Annotated in this window: 14 protein-coding genes, 1 pseudogene and 1 riboswitch; of the genes and pseudogenes, 7 read left to right on the top strand and 8 right to left on the bottom strand. The window is 49.4% G+C overall.

Translation table 11 applies throughout. The features are described 5' to 3' along the window. Nucleotides 1–83 precede the first annotated feature (83 nt). On the bottom strand, nt 84–1,136 hold the full coding sequence (gene fbaB, locus FH968_RS12730) for a class I fructose-bisphosphate aldolase (protein ID WP_139880050.1): 1,053 nt from the start codon (nt 1,134–1,136) through the stop codon (nt 84–86). Between the two features lie 277 nt (nt 1,137–1,413). Between fbaB and FH968_RS12735 the strand changes: the two genes are divergently transcribed. From FH968_RS12735 to FH968_RS12745, 3 genes are read left to right on the top strand one after another with little or no spacing between them, the layout of a single operon-like run. Then, entirely contained in the window at nt 1,414–2,691 is a 1,278-nt protein-coding gene (locus FH968_RS12735) for a nucleoside permease (RefSeq protein ID WP_139880052.1), read from the top strand. Then, the gene (locus FH968_RS12740) at nt 2,691–3,707 is read left to right on the top strand and encodes an ADP-ribosylglycohydrolase family protein (RefSeq protein ID WP_139880054.1); all 1,017 of its coding nucleotides are present in this window, start codon (nt 2,691–2,693) and stop codon (nt 3,705–3,707) included. The genes FH968_RS12735 and FH968_RS12740 overlap by 1 nt, the downstream gene beginning before the upstream one ends. Further along, a complete protein-coding gene (locus FH968_RS12745) occupies nt 3,694–4,674 on the top strand; it encodes a PfkB family carbohydrate kinase (RefSeq protein ID WP_139880056.1) in 981 nt (326 codons plus the stop codon). The genes FH968_RS12740 and FH968_RS12745 overlap by 14 nt, the downstream gene beginning before the upstream one ends. Here the strand turns inward: FH968_RS12745 and FH968_RS12750 are convergent. From FH968_RS12750 to FH968_RS23885, 5 genes and pseudogenes are all read right to left on the bottom strand, one after another. Continuing rightward, a complete protein-coding gene (locus FH968_RS12750; protein ID WP_139880058.1) occupies nt 4,648–5,394 on the bottom strand; it encodes a GntR family transcriptional regulator in 747 nt (248 codons plus the stop codon). The genes FH968_RS12745 and FH968_RS12750 overlap by 27 nt on opposite strands. 68 nt (nt 5,395–5,462) lie before the next feature. Continuing rightward, complete coding sequence (gene thiD / locus FH968_RS12755; protein ID WP_139880060.1) at nt 5,463–6,272, bottom strand: bifunctional hydroxymethylpyrimidine kinase/phosphomethylpyrimidine kinase; 810 nt, start codon at nt 6,270–6,272, stop codon at nt 5,463–5,465. After that, nucleotides 6,269–7,057, bottom strand: a complete 789-nt coding sequence (gene thiM / locus FH968_RS12760; protein WP_139880321.1) for a hydroxyethylthiazole kinase — start codon at nt 7,055–7,057, stop codon at nt 6,269–6,271. Before thiM ends, thiD begins: the two co-directional genes overlap by 4 nt. Before the next feature lie 34 nt (nt 7,058–7,091). Then, a riboswitch (TPP riboswitch) is annotated at nt 7,092–7,189 on the bottom strand. A 418-nt stretch (nt 7,190–7,607) separates the two neighbouring features. Then, the gene (locus FH968_RS12765) at nt 7,608–8,312 is read right to left on the bottom strand and encodes an oligogalacturonate-specific porin KdgM family protein (RefSeq protein WP_139880063.1); all 705 of its coding nucleotides are present in this window, start codon (nt 8,310–8,312) and stop codon (nt 7,608–7,610) included. 277 nt (nt 8,313–8,589) lie between these two features. Continuing rightward, a pseudogene (locus tag FH968_RS23885) lies at nt 8,590–9,028 on the bottom strand (IS1 family transposase); the annotation flags it as partial. Nucleotides 9,029–9,243: 215 nt separating this feature from the next. Between FH968_RS23885 and FH968_RS12780 the strand changes: the two are divergent. Continuing rightward, a complete protein-coding gene (locus tag FH968_RS12780) occupies nt 9,244–9,453 on the top strand; it encodes a DUF1254 domain-containing protein (protein ID WP_189389110.1) in 210 nt (69 codons plus the stop codon). 452 nt (nt 9,454–9,905) lie between these two features. Here FH968_RS12780 and FH968_RS12785 read toward each other — a convergent pair whose 3' ends face one another. Further along, the gene (locus FH968_RS12785) at nt 9,906–11,201 is read right to left on the bottom strand and encodes a DUF1254 domain-containing protein (protein WP_139880073.1); all 1,296 of its coding nucleotides are present in this window, start codon (nt 11,199–11,201) and stop codon (nt 9,906–9,908) included. A 176-nt stretch (nt 11,202–11,377) separates the two neighbouring features. Then, nucleotides 11,378–12,550, bottom strand: a complete 1,173-nt coding sequence (locus FH968_RS12790) for an ROK family transcriptional regulator (protein WP_189389121.1) — start codon at nt 12,548–12,550, stop codon at nt 11,378–11,380. Between the two features lie 304 nt (nt 12,551–12,854). On the opposite strand from FH968_RS12790, the gene FH968_RS12795 reads away from it, so the two are divergent. From FH968_RS12795 to FH968_RS12805, 3 genes are all read left to right on the top strand, one after another. Beyond that, complete coding sequence (locus FH968_RS12795; RefSeq protein WP_139880077.1) at nt 12,855–14,105, top strand: extracellular solute-binding protein; 1,251 nt, start codon at nt 12,855–12,857, stop codon at nt 14,103–14,105. Between the two features lie 68 nt (nt 14,106–14,173). Continuing rightward, nucleotides 14,174–15,079 (top strand): carbohydrate ABC transporter permease, encoded by a 906-nt coding sequence (locus FH968_RS12800; protein ID WP_139880079.1) that lies wholly within the window; start codon nt 14,174–14,176, stop codon nt 15,077–15,079. Next, nucleotides 15,076–15,915 carry a carbohydrate ABC transporter permease gene (locus FH968_RS12805; protein WP_139880081.1) on the top strand — a complete coding sequence of 280 codons (840 nt, stop codon included), beginning with the start codon at nt 15,076–15,078 and terminating at the stop codon, nt 15,913–15,915. Before FH968_RS12800 ends, FH968_RS12805 begins: the two co-directional genes overlap by 4 nt. Nucleotides 15,916–15,936: the final 21 nt, after the last annotated feature.

A 15,936-nucleotide genomic window follows, 5' to 3' on the forward strand; every position in this document is an offset into this window, starting at 1 on the left:
AATTGCTTGATATGAGATAAAACCTCATATCTCAAATTCCAATCCAGAACTAGAACCCCCTCTCCCTACGGAGAGGGGGTTTATCAGGCGATAGTCACTTTTCCATCCAGATAAACATCCTGGACGGCATTAATTAATTTCACGCCTTCAGACATCGATTTCTTAAAGGCTTTGCGCCCCAGAATTAACCCCATTCCGCCTGCCCGCTTGTTAATTACCGCAGTACGAACAGCATCGGTGAGATCTGTTTCACCACCTGCGGCACCACCGGAGTTAATCAGCCCCGCACGGCCCATATAGCAGTTCGCCAGTTGATAACGCACCAGGTCGATTGGGTTATCGCTGGTCAGTCTGGTGTATACACGGTCATCGGTATAACCAAAGTTAACCGCCTTGTAGCCACCGTTATTTTCCGCCATTTTCTGCTTCACGATATCAGCGCCGATGGTAGCTGCCAGGTGGTTAGCCTGCCCGGTAAGGTCGGCACTCACATGGTAATCAACCCCGTCTTTTTTGAAGTCCGGGTTACGTAGATACGCCCATAATACCGTGACCAAACCCAGTTCATGGGCACGTTCAAACGCCACAGAAATTTCTTCAATCTGGCGACGTGACTCTGGCGAACCAAAGTAAATGGTCGCGCCAACAGCCACCGCCCCCATATTGAACGCCTGCTCAACACTGGCATATAGCGTCTGGTCGAAAGTGTTCGGGTAACTTAGCGTTTCGTTATGGTTAAGTTTTACGAGGAAGGGAATGCGGTGGGCATAGCGGCGTGAAACTGAAGCAAGAACCCCGTAAGTTGACGCCACACAGTTACAACCTGCTTCAATCGCCAGCTCAACAATGTTTTTGGGATCGAAATAGAGCGGGTTTGCCGCGAATGACGCCCCTGCCGAGTGCTCCACACCCTGGTCGACCGGTAGAATAGAAAGGTAACCGGTACCTGCCAGCCGCCCGGTGTTATACAGCGTCTGCATATTACGTAGCACCGCAGGCGGACGGTTATTATCCACCATCACGCGGTCTACATAATCCGAGCCTGGCAGATACAACTGGTCTGCCGGAATAGTCATACAACGATGCTGTAACAAGCTGTCGGCGTCTTTGCCAAGCAACTGCGCAATATCAGTCATAATACGCTCCCGTAAGTTCAGCGAGCACCCTGCCCGCTGAGGATGAAGATTCCTGAGCCATTGAATCGGTGAAACAATGGGCAAGCACTAATCCTGGTACTGGAGCCACATCTTCGCCACTCAGGACAGCATTTTCGGCCTAATCAGTGATGTAAAGCGAAGCAGCCAGGCGTGTATTTTTGCAACGGAGGTCAAAGAATCAACACAAAGGTATTTAAAAGGTATTATTGATTGGTATGGTTATGGTGTACCCAACTCAATCATGAAGGTTCAACGTATGAAACGTACAAAAATTAGCCTTTCATTCATGATGTTTATTGAATGGTTTATCTGGGGCGCGTGGTTCGTCCCTCTTTGGCTGTTCCTGAGTAAAAGTGGATTCAGCCCAACTGAAATCGGCTGGTCTTACGCCTGTACCGCCATCGCGGCAATTCTGTCACCGATTTTGGTCGGCTCGCTAACCGACCGTTTCTTTGCCGCTCAAAAGGTGCTGGCGCTGTTGATGTTTGCCGGCGCGGTGCTGATGTATCTGGCCGCACAGCAAACCGAGTTTGTTTATTTCTTCCCCTTACTACTGGCCTATTCTCTGACTTACATGCCAACCATTGCGCTCACTAACAGCATTGCTTTTTCCAATGTTGAAGACGTAGAACGCGACTTCCCACGCATTCGTGTGATGGGCACGATTGGCTGGATTGCATCAGGTTTAGTCTGCGGATTCCTACCGCAAATGCTCGGATTTAGCGATATTTCACCAACCAATGTTCCACTGCTGATAACCGCAGCCAGCTCCGCACTGCTGGGGGTATTCGCACTCGTCCTGCCAAATACACCGCCGAAAAGCACCGGTAAAATGAGCCTGAAGGTCATGCTTGGCCTCGATGCCATCGTGCTGCTGAAAGACAAAAACTTCCTGGTCTTTTTCTTCTGCTCGTTCCTGTTTGCCATGCCGCTGGCGTTCTATTACATCTTCGCCAACGGTTATCTGACCGAAGTGGGCATGCATAACGCAACCGGATGGATGACGCTTGGCCAGTTCTCCGAAATCTTCTTTATGCTGGCGCTGCCGTTCTTCATTAAACGCTTTGGCATTAAAAAGGTATTACTACTTGGTCTTGTTACGGCAGCCATTCGCTATGGCTTCTTCGTCTACGGTGGTGCCGACCACATTTTCACCTACGGCCTGCTGTTCCTGGGCATATTGCTGCACGGCGTGAGCTACGACTTCTACTACGTCACCGCCTATATCTATGTCGACAAAAAAGCGCCAGTACACATGCGCACCGCGGCGCAAGGGCTTATCACCCTATGTTGCCAGGGCTTTGGTAGCCTTCTTGGCTATCGCATTGGCGCACAGTTAATGGAAAAAATGTTCGCCTACCCAACACCTGTGAACGGTCAGACATTTAACTGGGCGGGGATGTGGGGTTTCGGCGCAGCCATGATCGCGGTAATCACCGTACTGTTCATGGTGTTCTTCCGCGAATCGGACAAAGAGATCACCACCATTGCGGTTGCTGGCAACCCATCTGAAAAAGATTTAAAGGAAGCATAATCATGGAAAATCGTATTCTGGGGGCCTTTTACGGCCAGGCGTTAGGCGATGCGATGGGTATGCCGTCTGAACTGTGGCCACGCTCGCGGGTGAAAGCGCACTTTGGCTGGATTGACCGTTTCCTGCCGGGGCCTGCGGAAAACAATGCTGCTTGTTATTTCGAACGTGCGCAATTCACCGATGACACATCGATGGCGCTGGCGCTGGCTGACGCGATTATCGAACATGATGGCGCAATCAACCCGGACACCATTGGCCGCCACATTTTGCATTGGGCAGAAGGATTCGATGCGTTTAACAAGAACGTGCTTGGCCCAACCTCCAAAATTGCGTTGAACGCGATTAAACAAGGCACGCCAGTGAGCGAACTTGAAAACAACGGCGTCACCAACGGTGCTGCGATGCGTGCCTCTCCACTCGGCTGCTTGCTGCCGACTCACAATCTTGATGCATTTATTGATGAAGTGGCACTCGCGTCCAGCCCAACGCACAAATCCGATCTCGCAATTGCTGGTGCAGTGGTTATCGCCTGGGCGATTTCAAAAGCCATTGAAGGGGCAAGTTGGGAAACAATCTGTGACGAACTGCCGTCTGTTGCTCGCCACGCTCAGGAAAAACGCATCACGACCTTTAACGCATCTCTTGGAGCACGTATAGAACTGGCGCTAAACGTTGCCAGAAACACGCTCGGCACCGAATCTGGCATGGAGCAGATTTATCAATTGGTCGGCACGGGTACCAGTACTATTGAATCCGTAGCGGCGGCGATTGCGATGGTGGAACTGGCGCAAACCAACCCGAATCGCTGCGCGATATTGTGCGCAAATTTGGGTGGCGACACCGATACTATTGGTGCGATGGCAACAGCGATTTGCGGCGCGATTCACGGTGTGGAAAGCATTGACGTGACGCTAAAACAGCAGATTGATGATGTTAACCAGTTCGACTTTACGCGCTACAGCCGCATCTTTATGGCATATCGCAAGCAACGGGAGGTGAGCAATGAAAGCCAGTAATCTGCACGCACGGTTACCGTCGCTTGCAGCAAAACGCCCGGTTTGCGTGCTCGGCTCAGCGGTGATTGATGTTATTGCCGACGCCTACGCTCTGCCCTGGCGTGGTTGCGATATCGAGCTGCAACAACAAAGCGTGAATATCGGCGGCTGCGCGTTGAACATTGCACTTACGCTTTCACGCCTCGGTATCGCTTCGCAAAATGCACTGCCAATTGGCCAGGGAACATGGGCGGACATCATTCGCACAAGCCTTGATAAACAAGGTATCCGCAGCGAAATCCACACTGACAGCGGCGATAACGGCTGGTGCCTGGCACTTGTCGAACCTGACGGTGAAAGGACGTTTATGTCGTTTCGCGGCGTAGAACATCAGTGGAATCAAGAATGGCTGGATAAATTGCAGCTGGCACCCGGCACCCTTCTTTCACTTTCGGGTTATCAACTCGCAGGGCCGTGCGCGGAATTATTGGTAAGCTGGCTTGAATCGCTGAACGACGTGACAGCATTTGTCGATTTTGGTCCACGGATCGCCGATATCCCCACGCCGTTGCTGGCAAGAATTATGGCCTGCAAACCGATTATTTCGCTAAATCGCCAGGAAGCCGCGATCACCGCAGAGTGGTTGAACGTTGAGGGGGATGATATTGCAGGAATTTGCCGTGTATGGCTTGAGCGGTACGATTCGCCCTTGATTGTACGGCTCGACAAACAAGGTGCGTGGTTTGCTTCATCGGAAGAAATTGCGCTGGCAGCCCCATTCCCGACACAAGTCGTTGATACAATTGGTGCCGGAGACAGCCACGCCGGCGGCACATTGGCAGGCCTCGCCGCTGGGTGGAGTTTAGGTGATGCAGTGTGTCTCGGCAATGCCGTTGCTTCTTACGTGGTCAGCCACCGTGGCGGCGATTGTGCTCCACACATTGAGCAACTGAATGAGGCGCTACTCCTCGCAAACGAAGACGTATAAATCGCTGCGGCAGTAACTGATACTGTATTCGATTGGCCGGTTTTGCGCGTCAAACGCCACTTGTTTTATAACCAAAACCGGCACCGGCGTTTCCAGTTTGATATGCGACTGGAATTCGCTGTCAGGCATTCTGGCACTCACGCGGCTGCGGGTGCGCTGGGGAATAATGTTCTGGCTACGGAAGTAGTCGTACAGCGAAACACCGATATCGTCAGCATCGGCGATAAGCTCTGCAGGCACGTACGACTCTTCTACTGATACCGCATCTTCATCCACATAACGAATACGTTTAAGCAAAAAAACGTCGCTATCAGCCTTTAGCACTAACTGTTCCGCAACTTCCGGCGAGCATTTCACCACACGTTTGTTCACCCAAAGGGTGTCAGGCTTCTTTCCACGCAATACCACCTGCTGGGAAAAACCTCGCGCCTCTTTCAGCGAATATTCAAAAGTGTTGTTAATCTGCGTGCCGTAACCGCGAGAACGCGTCACCACCCCTTCATCTTCCAGCGTCTGCATGGCTTTACGTACCGTAATACGCGAAACGCCGGTCAACTGGCTGAGATCGCGCTCGCCGGGCAGAATATTTCCCTGCGGCAAAACACCGCTGCGTACTGCCGACTTCACCGTTTCAGCGAATTTCAGATACAGCGGCATGTTATCCGCCTGCGAAAAACGCTGGATGAGCTGTTCTATTAGCTGAGTGTGAACCTGTTCCATGTCATGTAAGTTCTGGAAGATTAGGTGAAAAACAGTATAACTCAATGCTCCAGGTGGATGTCACCGACTCACCACCATTCATGAAAATGATGAACTGGCCCAATTCCATGCCCGACTTCCAGGGAATCCGCCTGCTCTAACGCCTGGGATAACCATTTTTTCGCGTATTCTATGGTTTTCGGCCAATCATTAAACCGGGGATAAAGCGCGGCAAGCGCGGCAGATAACGTGCAACCTGTGCCGTGGGTATGGCGGGTTTGCACGCGTGGAGCAGTAAAACGCTGCGCTCCATTGCGCGTGAACAGCCAGTCCGGACTTTCGCTATCATCAAGATGTCCACCTTTCATTAGCACCGCTTTGCAGCCCAACCCTAACAGTGCATCGCCTTGCTCTTTCATTTCACGTTCGTTCTTTGCGTGCGCGGTATCCAGCAAGGCCGCGGCTTCTGGCAGATTTGGAGTGATCAGCGCCACTCGCGGCAACAACTGACGACGCAAACTTTCCACCGCGCAAGGAGCCAGTAGTGGATCACCACTTTTCGCCAGCATTACGGTATCAAGAACGACGTTTTGCATTTTATAAAACGCCAGCCGTTCAGCCACCGTTTCAACAATATCCGTCTGCGCCAGCATCCCAATTTTAATCGTGTCAATACGCACATCACTCAGTACAGAATCAAGTTGGGCGGCGACAAACGCGGGTTCGATACGATAAACCGATTGCACGCCACGCGTGTTTTGCGCCACCAGTGCGGTGATGACGCTGGTGCCATACGCGCCTAAGGCGGAAAAAGTTTTGAGATCGGCCTGAATCCCCGCGCCGCCGCTCGGGTCGGTCCCTGCGATAGTCAGCGCATTAATGCGTTTTAGCCCTTTCATGCCAGTGCCTCCCCATTCAGATGGTAAAGCGCATCCAGAAATGCAGGCGTAAAACTACCAGGCCCGTGGCTTGTGGCAATCGCCTGTTTACCGGCAAGTTTCATAAACTGGCAAGCCGCAGCCACGTTATCCAACCGTGAGCCCGATAACGAACAACAGGCTGCAACAACGGCAGAAAGCGCACAACCGGTGCCGACTACGCGAGTCATCAGCACGCCGCCACCCACAACACTCCAGCTTTTTTCACCGTCGGTAATGTAATCGCGCTCACCGGTTACGGCGACAATCGCACCCGTTGATTGCGCGAGTTTGCGCGCCGCAGGTAACGCGGAGAGTGCATCATCGGTGCTATCCACACCTCGCCCACCGGATTGAACACCGGCAAGTGCAAGGATTTCAGATGCATTACCACGAATAGCCGCAGGATTTAGCGCGAGAACATCATGGGCGAACTGCGTGCGAAACGTAAGCCCACCCACGGCAACGGGGTCGAGTATCCACGGCGTAGAAGATTGATTCACCGCATGAATGGCAGCAAGCATTGCACGGCTACGTTCAGTGGTAAGCGTGCCAATATTGATAAGCAAAGCGTTGGCGATGGGTGCAAATTGCGCAGCTTCTTCTGGTTCAATCACCATCGCGGGAGACGCGCTTACAGCTAAAAGCACATTAGCGGTAAAACTTTGCACTACATCGTTAGTTATGCAGTGAATAAGGGGGGATGTGTTGCGAAGTTGCTGTAAAACCGACGCGGCGATGTGGCCGGGTAGCAGGTCAGGTTGCATCATTAATCTCCTGTCCAGCGTGAAGAAGGGATACCGGACAGGCATCTGACTTCCCTACGCTGGCATTATCCAGATCAGGTGGTACGGGTATTTCTCAGCCTTCAACGAAGAAGGGCACCCCGAGTCATGTAGATTGAATCTCTTTAGTTTTTTGCCCGCTCAAAAGAGGTGGCATAATGATGTTCGCATATGCGGCGTTCATCATCAATGTGTTCACCAGGACGACAGTCTCCGACGATGGAAACCAGGTTTGTACTGGATGATGCACGGGACCAAGCTGTGTGTGTCAAATGCCCTAGCAGATCCATGCATCACAGAGCTAAAAGCTCACAGTCTACTGGCTTATACCCAGCGACTGCAGGAAGCTGAATGCCTGGATAATGGATTAAAATTTTAATTTAATCACTTCCTCGTTTGGCTGCTATAAATGAACCCTCCCTACTGCAATGCTTAAATATAGTTAAATCAGTTCGCTATTGCTTTTATTACAGTTATTTTTTAAATCTACCTTCAACTCTTGAATACTCGAACTGATTTTTATCATCTGGATTTAGAAAGTATATTTGATACCCATACGATAACGAACTTCCATTTCATCTTTCTCATGATCTTGATTGTAACGTGGAACATATCCGATTTCAGTATATGGCTTCCAGTGTTTATCAATGCTATAGCTGGCTACAACGTTATAGAGCCAATAATTATGGTCACCTTCATAATCTTCATAATTTGTGAAGCGATATTCAAAATCACCGACAATAGAGAATTGTTGATACGTATAACCAAGTTCCCAGTTAAATTGGTTATAGTTTTTGTCCTCAACACCGGCATTTTCACTCACCTCAATACCTGGACGCCACCGCAGAGAAGTCATCCAGCTATCATTAATATTGTAGATGGCTTTAACCTGCATGCGATAACCAATATAGGTATCACCAACATCCAGGTTAACTGCTGGCGCAATTGTTAACTGGTCATTGATAATGAAATTCTTACCAAATTCAAACTCGCTACCATTGCCACTGTATTTCTCAATGCCGTTTTTGTAGCCTTCATTATCGACTTCTGTTTTTTCAGACACTTTGCCTTCAACGCTCGCAAAATAGCCATCTTCAGTAGTGTGGCCTATTTTAATTCTGTCAGCATTGGTGCCGCTTTCTGGTTTAAATTCATGACGATAATCCAGTGTAACCGCACCTGAAGAAACTGAAACTAATAATGTAGCTAAAGCAGTAAGTTTAAAGAAAAATTTCATTTAGTCTTTCCCTGTTGTGAATTAAAAAATCAGTCATCGGACTGGTGACGATGCTAATTAATTTTTCTTTCAGAAAGAGATAGCTAGATCAACAAAATGAAATGATGTTTCAATTGTTTTATTCGTTATTAAATAAAATAATTATTGATTTTTTGCAACATTGGAGTCGCTCAATAGCTGCGGTATTAATAAACCGTAAGTATATCGTCATGAGAATATGACCAACATGATACAGCATGTAAAAATTGTATTATATTCAAATAGTTAACTGATGGCTTCAAAGGTAATATTCTCGATCGATAAAAGTCACGATGATTTTGTCATGCATTTCCGCAGGTTTTGAGTCACCCAGCGTCTTACGATCGAGCATCTTCAACCTGTTACGCAAGTCAGGTTTTCACGTTCAATTCACTGCGTGTAAAGCTTACCCATAATGTGTTCCTTTTTCGGCAAAATATCGTAAACCCTGAAACTATTAGTGCACCAGAAAGCAACCTTAAACCTGATTTCCTCCTCAGTAATTTGTGAAGAGTCTTCCTGCTTCGGCGACCAAATGTATTAGCAATAATACATTTCAGGCGAGTTTCCCATGCATACCAAAGCCTGCGTTGCTGCTTTTTATTGCCCACGAATGACAACATTTCATCGGCTTCGCAGATGAGCTGAACGCTCAGGAAATCCAGTGGCAGGGTGGTTGCATTTCGTGGCGAATTTTTTTAACGGCTTCCGCCTTGCCACAAAACCGACATTTTTCTTCAACTGAAACCATCAGAGTCACTCTGAAAAACCTGGAATTTCACAGATTTATCAATGCTTTGAATACTTTACTGAATCGTGACACAGTGTACTCATTCGGTATTTATTTCGTACCAGACGGCACAACAGTAACATTGCCAAAATCGAAGATAGGCGTTATCAGTCTGCAATGATCATGCAAAATGATGATTTCACCGATCAGGTTTTTTATAGCCCGGGTGCTTTTGATATTAAATCTCAGACAAAATTTGCCGCAATCATTGTACGCACTCAAGTTAACCCAAGTGACCCTGAAGATATCAACTCCGTTCATCAACTCCAGAATAATATAACTGTTACCAGGTCTGAGGGCACAAAGGTCAAAGATTATAAACCGGTAAACTGAGATCAAAAAACGTTGATGGAATTGCGAGCCAAATACCAGAAAGAGGCGGCTAAACTTCCAATTTTGAATGATACGGCAGGGGTCAGAGGGAAATTTTATCCAGTGATAATTAAATCTTAGTGCTTCAGTTGCACTCGGTTTATTCCCTCCTCAAGATGCTGTATATATTTATCGCAATTCAGGTCTAAAAGGCGATAAATGGTATAAGGCAACTGATGGGAGACCAAAGCTTAAACAAGGTGGGTTCTTCTCTTTCACAATGTATTGTGCAGACAAATACCAACATAGTGAAAACTTTCACCAGGACAATCACAGCATCCGTTCGCTATTTGACGAGGACGGGGGATAAGACGTTGCGCAGCCTGATTTTGTTATTTAGCAAGCTCACATCAATTAAGGGTCCTGGAGATAGCCGGGTTTCCCCAGCTATCTTGTTTAACGTAACAACTGTATTACTTCACAACCTCGACAGTTGGGAAAGTGTATTTACCTTCCTGAACATCTTTGCTTGGTCCGTACATTCGCATAATGATGTAGGTGTCTTTTTCCGGGATTGGCAACCAGTTCGGATTATTTACATCGCCCTTGGCACTCATTTCAATGGTGTACATACCATCTGCATCTGGTTTCAGAGTCCGATCCCCACGGCTATGGCGATTAATGGCATTGGGTGCCATTAATTTAGTGTCCGACGCATAAGACGTGAAAGACCAGAACTGGCTAACCTCAGGTGCTTTGAAATGTACGCGGTATTTTTTACCGTTAGCGCCATTGATATTTTGCCCATCTGAACCTTTAACTTCTTGCAGATAGACAGACTCTTCAGGGGGTAATCCCCACTGGCCCATCATCGTCCCTTCCGCAAAGAGATCACGCTGTCCTTCTCCCAGTTCTGCACGGGTACCGAGTAGTTTTCCTGCATTTTTCATTTGAGGAGCAAGCTCTTTAAGGTGAGCCATGCCGAGTTCCTCACCGCGTTTAGCTGCCGCGAGCTGCTCCGGCGTGAAATCTTCCTTACATGGTTCGATACCCACATCTTTGTATTGATCGAGCCACTTTTTATCAGACTGCGCCATGTCACCTTCGCAAAGCACAAAGTTGACACGCTGTAGCCAGTTAGTTTTGTCAGGATCAGGATACGTGCGTTCTGTTTCTTTAGGGCCAGGAACACCTAAGTACGCGGATAGCGTCCGTACGTTCCAGTCATCCATATAGTTGAGTGCGACTTTTTCGTCTTCTTTGTTCGTTGCCATGATTCGACCCATCAACTTGAGAAGGTCAGAGTCAACACGTATAACTTCTGTCACGCTTGGTGGTACCTCCCCTTTCCAGCTACGGGAAGCAAACATAAAGTGACCGCCTTTATTACCTCGCGTACGGGCACCGATCATCGACGTCGTGTAATGCCCCATATCCATGGTATGTAGAACCCAATAGCGACCTTTATCCATGTCCGGTACGCTGACAATAACAGGCTCAGCAGCAACATCCAGCCATCCCATAAGATGCAATGTATCGTTATTAATTGTCGGGTGAGCAGTATAGGTATCATCAGCAAGATGGCGAATATTCTGGAAACGGTTCATTGGCGTGTTGGTTTTCACTGCCGTTTCATAGAAAAATTTATACGCTTCATCCATCGAGTAACCATAGACGTAAGCATCTTCTGCATGTTTATCTGAGATTTGTTGCGCAAATGCAACGTTGCTGGTCATTATCAAAGCCAGTGGAAGTAGTAACCTTTTCATCCTAATCACCCTTTAGAAAAATTATTTTGAAGTATAGCGGCTCTTTAAAATGACGAATGGGGAATACCTGTTCTAATTCAGGAACATCATAAGATTGCGGTTATTCACCGGTCAGAATAATGCCAGCAGGAAGTCATACAAACGGCCTTTTCTCCTCAAGCCGTGTCACCAATCTCCTACTTCAACAGAACTTCATATTGCGGATTGAACTCGTCGAAGATAGGCAATGCGGCAGCACCGAGTGCGGCGGTGTCGCTGCCGGACATACCAAGGCGAATTCGCATGCCCTGTGGGCTGCGGCTGCGCACCGAGCTATAAAGCGGTGTCAGGCGTTTGATAAGCTTTTCCACCAGCGGTTTCGGCATGGTGCCGCCGATTATCACACTCTGCGCATCGAACACACATTCCATAATATTGATGGCCTGAAGCGCCGGCTCAACAGCTGACTCAAGCCATTTATCGAATAATGCTTCATCAACATTGAGTAAATCCTCTGGCATCGCCGACATTGGATCCAGCCCACAGGCTTCATATGCTGCCTGCAAAGAAACGTAGCGTTCGAGGCAACCTTTGTTCCCGCAATAACATTCGCGCCCGCCCGGTTGCACCACCATGTGGCCGACTTCGCCCGCATTGTGTGCATGTCCGGTATAAATTCGCCCGTCGGTGAAGATGCCTGCGCCCAAACCCGTGCCGATATACAAATACACAAATGACGATAATTGCTTGGCGACACCGTGAAAACGCTCGCCGATGGCTGCCACCGTTGCATCGTTTTCAAGCGTGACTGGCCAGCCGGTTATCGCGCTCAAACGCGCTTCAATATCCACATTGTCCCAACCGTGGAGCGTAGTCGGCCCTTGTGAGGAAATCCCCTCAACGCCAAATGGCCCAGGCATCACCACACCGACGCCCAACATTTTTCGCCAGTCGATTTTCACCTGTTGGCGCATTTCTTGCAGAATTTTTTCAATAAGAGCCAGAGTCGGCTCGGGCTGCGGTTTCCGAATAGGGATAAATTTGCGAAAGCGAACGGTTCCGGTGAGATCAACCAGAACAATCAGCAGCGACTGATGATCAAGATGGATGCCGATGGAATAGGCGCTATCAGGATTGAGTGTCAGTGGCGTTGCTGGTTGGCCGCGCCCACCCGCACGACGCGGGAGGTGAGATGAAAGAAGACCAGCCAGTTCAAGCTCGGTCGCAATATTGGATACGGTTTGCGGTGTAAGCGACGTCAAACGGGCGATTTCGGCACGGGTCAACTCACCATTAAGGCGAATGGCTTCAATAACCACGCGACGATTGTGAGCACGGGCGTGCTCAAGATTGGTACCAGAAGTTGTTATCACGGCCTTGTACCCAATGGGGAAACCTACGGGCAGTATGCTAAGAGTGATTACAGCAATCAATTTGATTTTATAATTATGATGAATTGAATTTGACGTCGCCATCACAGCTTTCAATGTTATTGATATGTTAATTATATTAACCAGTCATTATCACATTCAGTAATCGATTCATAGTGAAGCCCCAGTAGCAAAGCATCATCCGGCAGGGACGCAGGGACTGGCTGAAAAGTCAGCCCACTTTTTAGTCAATTAAAGCAATCAAATTGATTTAATAAACCTAACCCTGTTTCGGAGAATGACGATGAGCCTACGACTTACCCCTGCGGCCACCTTGTGCGCCCTCTCTGCTCTCACCCTGGGATTTTCAGCCACCGCGCTTGCTGAGACGACACTTAGCGCCCTGTTTATGACTCAGGCGGCGTATAGCGAAGCCGATATCCGCGCAATGACCGCAGATTTCACCAAACAGCATCCTGATATCAAAGTGAACCTGGAATTTGTTCCTTACGAAGCGCTACATGACAAAATTGTCGCCGCTCGCGGAGCGGGTGCCAAAGGGTATGACGTGGTGCTTTTCGACACTATCTGGCCCGCCGAATTCAACAAGTTCGGTCTGTTGCAGGACGTAACCGCGCGTATTCCTGCGGATGTCAGCAGCAAGATTTTTGACGGTGCGATTTCAACCGTGACCTACAAAGATAAACGCTGGGGAATGCCGTGGATCCTCGATACCAAATATCTGTATTACAACAAAGCGATGCTCGCTAAAGCCGGGATCACTACTCCACCGGCGACCTGGGCTGATGTTGAAAAACAATCTGCCATCCTGAAAGAAAAAGGCATCGTAAAGTACCCGCTGGTGTGGAGCTGGTCGCAGTCCGAAGCACTGTTGTGCGACTACACCACGCTTGTATCGGCGTTTAAAGGTGAGTTCTATAAAGACGGCAAACTTAATTTCACCAATTCGGGTGCCATGAAAGCCATTAATTACATGAAAGAAACACTGGATAAAGGGCTGACCAATCCGAACTCACGCGAATATCTGGAAGAAGACGTGCGTAAGTCCTTCTCCAACGGGGACGCCGCTTTCGCCCTGAACTGGACATATATGTACAACATGGCAAACGACCCGAAACAGAGCAAAATCGCGGGTGATGTTGGTGTGATACCTGCGCCGAGTGAAACCGCAGGCGGCGCGTCGGGCGTAAACGGTTCAATGGGATTAGGCATCGCCAAAGCCAGTGCACATCCTGATCAAGCGTGGGAATTTATCAGCTACATGACGTCGCAGCCGGTGCAGGACAGATACGCCAAACTGAGCCTGCCAATCTGGAAATCCTCTTACGATGACCCAGAGGTACAAAAAGGCCAGGAGCCGCTGATTGCCGCCGCGAAAACGTCGCTGAACGTGATGTTGTCGCGCCCAGTCACAGCGGATTACTCCCGTTTATCGAACATTTTGCAGCAAAATATTCAGGCAGTATTGCAAGGTAAAGCTCCGGCACAAGACGGTATGGAAGCCGCCACCACCGCAGCCGACCGTTTGCATTAATTACATTTAACGCCTTCACATCGCCCCAAATATTTCGGTATCAGGGGCGAAAACCACGGAAACTAAACATGTCGTCGACATTACTCCAACGTGAGAAGCGTCAGGCGTGGTTGCTCCTCGCGCCCATGTTGTTAATGATGTTTTTACTGACAGCCTGGCCGCTCGCCCGCACGCTGTGGCTTAGTTTTACTGACGCCGGATTGATTGGCGACGGTACCGCACCGAACTGGGTCGCAAGCGATAATTATCTCTATGCGTTGACTGACCCTGATTTTCGCGCAGCACTCTGGCGCACGCTCTATTTCACCGTGGTTTCGGTCGGTATTGAAGGATTTATTGGTGTGCTGGTCGCCCTGCTACTCAATCAGCAATTCTGGGGGCGCAGCGCTCTGCGCGTGCTGGTAATTTTGCCATGGGCACTGCCGACTATCGTCAATGCGACGATGTGGCGGCTGAACTTTAATCCGGATTACGGCAGTATCAACGCCCTGCTTTCACAAATCGGGCTGATTGATACCTACCGTAGTTGGCTTGGCGATCCGAATTCGGCCATTAATGCGGTGATGTTCGCTGATATCTGGAAGAACTACCCGTTGATCACCCTGCTGGTGCTGGCGGCGTTACAAACGATTCCAGACGATTTATTTGAAGCTGCGCGTCTCGATGGCGCATCGGCTTTCCGCCGTTTTCGCAAGATAACCTTGCCTGCAATTGCTGCGCCGCTGGCTGTGGCACTGATTTTGCGCACCATCGACGCGTTTAAAATCTTCGACATTATTTATGTCATGACCCGCGGTGGCCCACTCGACAGCACCAAAACCGTCAGTTTCTTCGTCTATCAGGAGTCATTTAGCTATTTGCGTGCTGGCAGCGGTGCTGCGTACGCAATACTGATGACGCTGATTTGCGCCGTGCTGATTTTGATTTATATGGTGATGCTGCTGCGTCAACGCCGTTCAGGGAGCGCCGAATGAAACAGAAAATCCGCCTGGCATTGCGATATTTCGCAGCGCTGACTCTGGCGATATCGATTCTTGCGCCGCTGCTCTGGATGTTTCTGATGAGCGTCAGCTCAGCGGAAGACTTGACCCGCATTCCGTTAGAGTGGCTACCGCGCCAGTGGGATTTCAGCCGTTATGCCAGCCTGCTGACCTTGGAAGCGGGGCAACCCGGTGCGCTGTTTTTACATGCGATCGGCAACAGTATGTTGGTGGCCTGCGGTGCCACGCTGATTTCTCTGCTGCTGTCGATTCCTGCAGCCTATAGTTTTTCACGTTATCCTGGTCGCGATGTCTGGCTGTTTGGCGGCCTGGCGATTTACATGGTGCCGCCGGTAGCATTTGTGCTGCCTCTGTACTTCATTCTGGAAAAACTAACGCTGCTCAATACTCATATCGGGCTGATTCTGGTCTATTGCTCGATGATCATCCCGTTTCTGACCTGGATGCTGAAAAACCAGTTCGATGCGTTGCCTATCGACATCGAGCAAGCCGCTCGCCTCGACGGGTTACGCTACTGGCAGGTGTTGCTGCGAATCACTCTGCCGCTGGCGAAACCGGCACTCGGTGCATCAGCGATGTTCGGCTGGCTTCTGGCGTGGGACGAGTTTTTCTACGCCCTGCTGTTTACCAACAATATTGATGCCCAAACCTTGCCGGTAACTATCGCTGGATTCACGGCTGGGCGCGCCACCGATGACGGGTTGATTGCCGCCGTCGGTATTCTTGCGGCTGTTCCGCCGCTCTTTATTGCGCTTTGGCTACAAAAAACGCTGGTTAGCGGATTAACCGCTGGCGGCAGCAAAGGTTGACGATGGACAAGGAGAATCCTC

The sequence above is a fragment of the Buttiauxella sp. B2 genome (genome assembly GCF_006376615.1).
GTDB lineage: Bacteria > Pseudomonadota > Gammaproteobacteria > Enterobacterales > Enterobacteriaceae > Buttiauxella.